Source organism: Desulfocurvus sp. (assembly GCF_023230885.1).
Lineage (GTDB): Bacteria > Desulfobacterota > Desulfovibrionia > Desulfovibrionales > Desulfovibrionaceae > Desulfocurvus.
Genome location: NZ_JALNWM010000209.1, coordinates 1 through 6,023, shown reverse-complemented (window position 1 = coordinate 6,023; position 6,023 = coordinate 1). Strand labels below are relative to the sequence as shown.

At 67.9% G+C, this 6,023-nt stretch carries 6 protein-coding genes; all 6 read left to right on the top strand.

Annotated elements, in window-relative coordinates:
* Positions 1 to 610: TetR/AcrR family transcriptional regulator (locus tag M0P34_RS13100; RefSeq protein ID WP_291499864.1), on the top strand; the 610-nt coding region annotated here is incomplete at its 5' end.
* Positions 607 to 1,617 (top strand): TRAP transporter substrate-binding protein, encoded by a 1,011-nt coding sequence (locus M0P34_RS13095; protein WP_291499862.1) that lies wholly within the window; start codon positions 607 to 609, stop codon positions 1,615 to 1,617. The genes M0P34_RS13100 and M0P34_RS13095, both read left to right, overlap by 4 nt.
* A gap of 76 nt (positions 1,618 to 1,693) precedes the next feature.
* A complete protein-coding gene (locus M0P34_RS13090) occupies positions 1,694 to 2,182 on the top strand; it encodes a TRAP transporter small permease (protein ID WP_291499861.1) in 489 nt (162 codons plus the stop codon).
* Positions 2,182 to 3,495 carry a TRAP transporter large permease gene (locus M0P34_RS13085; protein WP_291499867.1) on the top strand — a complete coding sequence of 438 codons (1,314 nt, stop codon included), beginning with the start codon at positions 2,182 to 2,184 and terminating at the stop codon, positions 3,493 to 3,495. The genes M0P34_RS13090 and M0P34_RS13085 overlap by 1 nt, the downstream gene beginning before the upstream one ends.
* Positions 3,496 to 3,634: 139 nt before the next feature.
* Positions 3,635 to 5,284 (top strand): glucose-6-phosphate isomerase, encoded by a 1,650-nt coding sequence (gene pgi / locus M0P34_RS13080; RefSeq protein ID WP_291499859.1) that lies wholly within the window; start codon positions 3,635 to 3,637, stop codon positions 5,282 to 5,284.
* Between the two features lie 177 nt (positions 5,285 to 5,461).
* A partial coding sequence (locus M0P34_RS13075) for a hypothetical protein (RefSeq protein ID WP_291499857.1) occupies positions 5,462 to 6,023 on the top strand: 562 nt, incomplete at its 3' end.

Genomic DNA, 6,023 nt, shown 5'->3' with positions numbered 1-6,023 from the left:
CCAGACGCGCCAGGAGCTCATGGCCGCGGCGGTGGAGCTGTTCGGCGCGCGCGGGTACGACGCCACCACCGTGGCGGACATCACCCGCCGCGCGGGCTACGCCAAGGGCAGCTTCTACCGCCATTGGCAAAGCAAGGACGAGCTGTTCCTGGACATCGCCCGCGCCCGGCTGGCGGCCTACCGCGCCCGGCGCGACGCGCGCATGGACCAGGCCCGCGACTTGGACCAGGCCGTCCACATCATCTGGGACTTCCTGGAGACGATCATCGACGACCGCGACTGGTCGCGCCTGTTCCTGGAGTTCACCCTCCACGTCTCGCGCGACGAGGCGCTGTGCGCGAAGCTGAACAACGGCGCCTACCGGCTGTCCAACAGCCTGTTCGCCGAGCTGGTGCGCGGACATGTGGACACCGATTTCCCGCCCGAAAAGCTCGGCGCGCTGAACACCGCCCTGTTCGAGGGCCTGCTCGTCCATCGCGCCCTGGGCACGGGCACCCTGGACACCCGCGACGTGCGCGAGGCGGCCCTGGTGCTCATCCGCCACTACGCCACCCCCCGGCCCGGGGCCCCCGCCCCCGGACCCGACACCAACCCCGGAGACCCCGCATGACCAGACCCCTGGCCGCCCTCCTGGCCCTGGCCCTGACCCTGGCCGCCCTGCCCGCCCACGCCGAGGCCGTGAGGCTGACCTACTCCAACTTCTTCCCGCCCACGCACATCCAGTCGCAACTGGCCGAGCAGTGGTGCGCCGAGGTGGAGAAGCGCACCGGCGGGGCCGTGCGCGTGGACTATTTCCCGGGCGGCACCCTGACCAAGGCCCCGGAGATATACGACGGCGTGACCGAAGGGCTCTGCGACATCGGCATGAGCGCCCCGGGCTACACGCGCGGGCGCTTCCCCGTGCTCAGCGCCGTGGACCTGCCCCTGGGCTACGCCAACGGCCCGGCGGCCACGGCCGTGGCCAACGCCGTGTTCGAGAAATTCCGCCCCGCCGAATTCGACGCCGTGGAGGTCATGTACTTCCACGCCCACGGCCCGGGCCTGCTGCACACCGTCAAGAAGCCCGTGGCCACCCTGGAGGACCTCAAGGGCCTGAAGCTGCGCGCCACGGGCAACTCGGCCAAGGTCGTCCAGGCCCTGGGCGCCACGCCGGTGGCCATGTCCATGCCCGACGCCTACCAGGCCATGCAAAAGGGCGTGGTGGACGGCGGGCTGCACCCCGTGGAGACCAACAAGGGCTGGAAGATGGGCGAGGTGGTCCGCTTCATGACCCAGTCCCGGGCCGTGGCCTACACCACGGCGTTTTATGTGGTCATGAACAAGGCCCGCTGGGCGGCCATCCCCCCCGAGGCCCAGGCGGCCATCCGCGAACTCAACGTCGAATGGGCCGCGCGCCACGGCCAGGCCTGGGACGCCAGCGACGCCGAGGGCATGGAATTCTTCCTGTCCAAGGGCGGGCAGGTGACGGCCCTTGGCGACGGCGAGGCCGAGCGCTGGCGCGCGGCCTGCGCGCCCATCCTGGACGAGTACGTCCGGGAGGCCGAGGCCGCCGGCCTGGACGGCAAGGCCATCCTGGAGTTCATCCAGGCCACCCTGCGCCAGGCCCAGGGCGACTAGCCCCGCCCCCAAGCACCACGCGGCGCAGGCGGCCCCCGGCCCGCCTGCGCCCTTTCGCACCAAGCGGACACGCACCATGCACACCCTCTCGCGCCTTCTGGACCGCCTGGAATCCGCCATGCGCGCCCTGGCCTGCTGCTGCCTGATGGGCATGGCCCTGCTCACCGGGGCCGACGTGGCCGGACGCGGGCTCCTCGACACGCCGCTGTTCGGCTCGGAGGAGCTGACCGCCATCCTGGCCACCCTGGCCGTGGCCCTCTGCCTGCCCTACGCCCACGCCCAGGGCGTGCATATCGGGGTGGAAGTCCTCATCAGCCGCCTGCCGCGCCGCGTCCGGCGCCGCGTGGCCCTGGCCACCGGCGCCACGGCCATGCTCCTGTTCGCCGTGGTGGCCTGGCGCATGGTGGACTACGCCCTGACCCTGCGCGCCTCGGGGCAGCTGTCCATGAACCTCGGGCTGCCCACCTACCCGGTGGTCCTGGCCCTGGCCTTCGGCTTCGCCATGTTCACGCTCTTCCTGGCGCGCGACGTGCTGCGCCTGCTCACCGCAAAGGACGGCAGATGATGGACCCGACCCTGGCCGGCATCCTGGGCATCGCGGCGATGCTCGCGCTGTTCATGACCCGCATGCCCGTGGCCTATGTGATGACCCTGACCGGATTCGTCGGCTTCGCGCTGCTGACCTCGTGGAAGGGCGGGCTGAACCTGCTCTCGCGCAGCTTCTACGAGGCGTTTTCCTCCTACAGCCTGTCCACCATCCCGCTGTTCATCCTCATGGGCCAGCTGGCCTTCAACAGCGGTATCTCGCGACGGCTGTACGACACGGCCTACCGCTTCCTGGGCCATGTGCGCGGCGGGCTGGCCATGGCCACCGTGGCGGCCTGCTCGGCCTTCGGCGCGGTGTGCGGCTCCTCGCCCGCCACGGCGGCGACCATGGCCACCGTGGCCATCCCCGAGATGAAGCGCTACGGCTACGCCGACTCCCTGGCGGCGGGCAGCGTGGCCTCGGGCGGCGGGCTGGGCATGATCATGCCGCCCAGCGTGGTGCTCATCGTCTACGGCGTGCTTACCGGGCAGTCCATCGGCGCGCTGTTCGTCTCGGGCATCCTGCCCGCCGTGCTGCTGACGGTGCTGTTCATCGCCGCCGTGGGCGCGCAGTGCGCCCTGCGCCCGGCCCTGGGCCCGGCGGGCCGGCGCTCCACCGGCGCCGAGCGCCTGCGCTCCCTGGGCGGCCTGGTGGACACGCTGCTGGTCTTCGCCCTGGTCATCGGCGGGATGTTCTTCGGCTGGTTCACGCCCACCGAGGCGGCCTCCGTCGGCGTGCTGGGGGTGCTGGCCCTGGCGGTGGCCCGGCGCCGCCTGCCCTGGCGGGCCTTCGTCGCCTCCCTGGAGGAGACCCTGCGCACCTCGTGCATGGTGCTCTTCCTGGTGGCCGGGGCCACGGTCTTCGGCAAGTTCCTGGCCATGACGCGCATCCCCTTCGGCGTGGCGCAGTGGGTGGCGGGCTTCGACCTGCCCGCCTTCGGGGTCATGGCCGTGATCATCGCCATCTACTTCGTGGGCGGCTGCTTCATGGACGCCCTGGCGCTGATCATGCTGACCATCCCCATCTTCTACCCCGTGGTGCAGCACCTGGGCTACGATCCGGTCTGGTTCGGGGTCATCGTGGTCCTGGTGACGCAGATGGGCGTGATCACCCCGCCGGTGGGCATCAACGTCTATGTTGTCTTCGGCATGTCGCGCACCATCGCCCCGGGCATGACCCTGGAGTCCATCTTCAAGGGCACCATGCCCTTCCTGCTGGCCATCGTGACGGGCATCGTCCTGCTCTTCCTGTTCCCGCAGATCGTGCTCTTCCTGCCGGGGCTGATGTACTGACGGGCGGGGGCGCCGGGCCGGGCGGGGGGCTGCCCCCTCCCGGCGCCGCGCCCCCGCGCGTTGACTTGCCCGCGCTTTTCCCCCATCCTGCCCGAGGATGAGCAACCTTTGGCCCGCCGCGCGCGAGGGGAACGCCGCCATGACCAGCATCGCCCAGTCCCAGCCCTGGAAGGCCCTGGAAGAGCACTACCGCGAGATGTCCTCGCTGCACATGCGCGAGCTGTTCGCCAAGGATCCCGAACGCTTCGAGCGTTTCTCCCTGCGCCTTGGGCCGCTGCTGTTCGACTATTCCAAGAACCGCGTCACCGAGCGGACCCTGGCCCTGCTCATGGATCTGGCCCGCCACGCCCGGGTGCCCGAGCGGCGCGCGGCCATGTTCGCCGGGGAGCCCATCAACTCCACCGAGGGCCGCGCCGTGCTGCATACCGCCCTGCGCAACCGCTCCGCCCGCCCCGTGCTCGTGGACGGGCAGGACGTGATGCCCGGGGTGCGCGCCGTGCTGGAGCGCATGGGCGCCTTCGCCAAGGCCGTGCGCGGCGGCTCCTGGCTGGGCCACACCGGGCGGCGCGTCACCGACGTGGTCAACATCGGCATCGGCGGGTCGGACCTGGGGCCGAGCATGGTCTGCCGCGCCCTGGCCCACTACGCCGACGGCCCCGCGCCGCACTTCGTCTCCAACGTGGACGGCACGCATATCCACGAGACCCTGCGCCGCCTGAACCCCGAAACAACCCTGTTCATCGTCGCCTCCAAGACCTTCACCACCCAGGAGACGATGATGAACGCCGCCACGGCCAAGCGCTGGTTCCTGGAATCGGGCGCCGCGAAGAAGGACGTGGCCCGGCACTTCGTGGCCCTGTCCACCAACGCCCCGGCCGTGGCCGCCTTCGGCATCGACCCGGCCAACATGTTCGAGTTCTGGGACTGGGTGGGCGGGCGCTACTCCCTGTGGTCGGCCATCGGGCTGTCCATCGCCCTCACCGTGGGCATGGCCCGCTTCGAGGAGCTGCTGGAGGGCGCCTTCCTGGCCGACGAGCACTTCCGCGACGCGCCCCTGGAACGGAACATCCCCGTCGTCATGGCCATGCTCGGGGTGTGGTACAATAACTTCTTCGGCTGCGGCACCCACGCCATCCTGCCCTACGACCAGTACCTGGACCGCTTCCCGGCCTATTTCCAGCAGGGCGACATGGAGTCCAACGGCAAGAGCGCCACCCTGGACGGCGCCCTGGTGGACTACGGCACGGGCCCCGTGGTCTGGGGCGAGCCCGGCACCAACGGCCAGCACGCCTTCTACCAGCTGCTGCACCAGGGCACCAAGCTCGTGCCCTGCGACTTTTTGTGCGCGGCCAACCCGCTGAACCCGGTGGGCGAGCACCACCCGGCCCTGGTCTCCAACTTCCTGGCCCAGACCGAGGCCCTCATGCGCGGGCGCGACCTGGAGGAAACCGAGGCCGCCCTGCGCGCCGAGGGCCACCCCGAGGCCGAGGTGGCGCGCCTGCTGCCGCACAAGGCCTTCGCGGGCAACCGCCCGTCCAACAGCCTGCTCTACGAACGCCTGACCCCCGCCACCCTGGGCACGCTCATCGCGCTCTACGAGCACAAGATCTTCGTGCAGGGCACGGTCTGGAACATCAATTCCTTCGACCAGTGGGGCGTGGAGCTGGGCAAGCAGCTGGCCAAGGCCATCCTGCCCGAGCTCTCCGGCAAGCCCCGCCCCGAGGCCCACGACGCCTCCACCAACGGGCTCATCGCGGCGTACCGGGCCATGCGCGACAAGGCGAAATGACCCGCCGCGCCCCGGGGCGCGGCGCACGCCAGCCCGCCCCGGGCTTCTTGGTAAATTCTTTTCCCAAAAAGTAGACCGCCCAAGCTCCGGAGAAGTCGCTAAAGGTATTAACAACGAAACCCTTTTCAGTTATTGACAAGAATCTATATCGACACAACCCCATGACGGGAGCGTCTCGTGCAATATTCCTTGTCGGGAGAGGGATCCCAAGAACCTGCCGCTGGAACGCTAAGTCTCAAATTCGCGGGCAAAGCAACTGAAGGGAAATCCATAAATGCCGAGCTCTACGCCCGGGCCCTTCTCGGATTTGACCGTTCATTCAAACGTGTAAATAAAGTCTTATTGGGGCGGTCTACACACCTTGAAGTCAAGGCAGAACAGCCTGGATCGTTCGATGCCGTCCTTGGCTTTCTACTTTCACCAGAAGGGAAAGCCGAAATTGGATTCTGGCTTGCTGCGATGGCCTTTTTCGGGGTTGACGCAAAGTCCATATCGAAAATACCAATACTAATATACAAACTTATTATTGATCTTATCAAGAAATCAAAAGGAAGAAAGGAGAGAATACGAGAAGAGGCACGTCGGCTTGAACTCGACAAGGGGATAACATCGAACCTGATAAAGACAATTGAAAATAGCGACCTCCGCCGTGCCCTAGATGAGATGACGTCATTCCTTGAATATCCAAGAGCCGATTCGATCGAAATAAGGCATTTCGGCAATACAAAAATAGTAATTG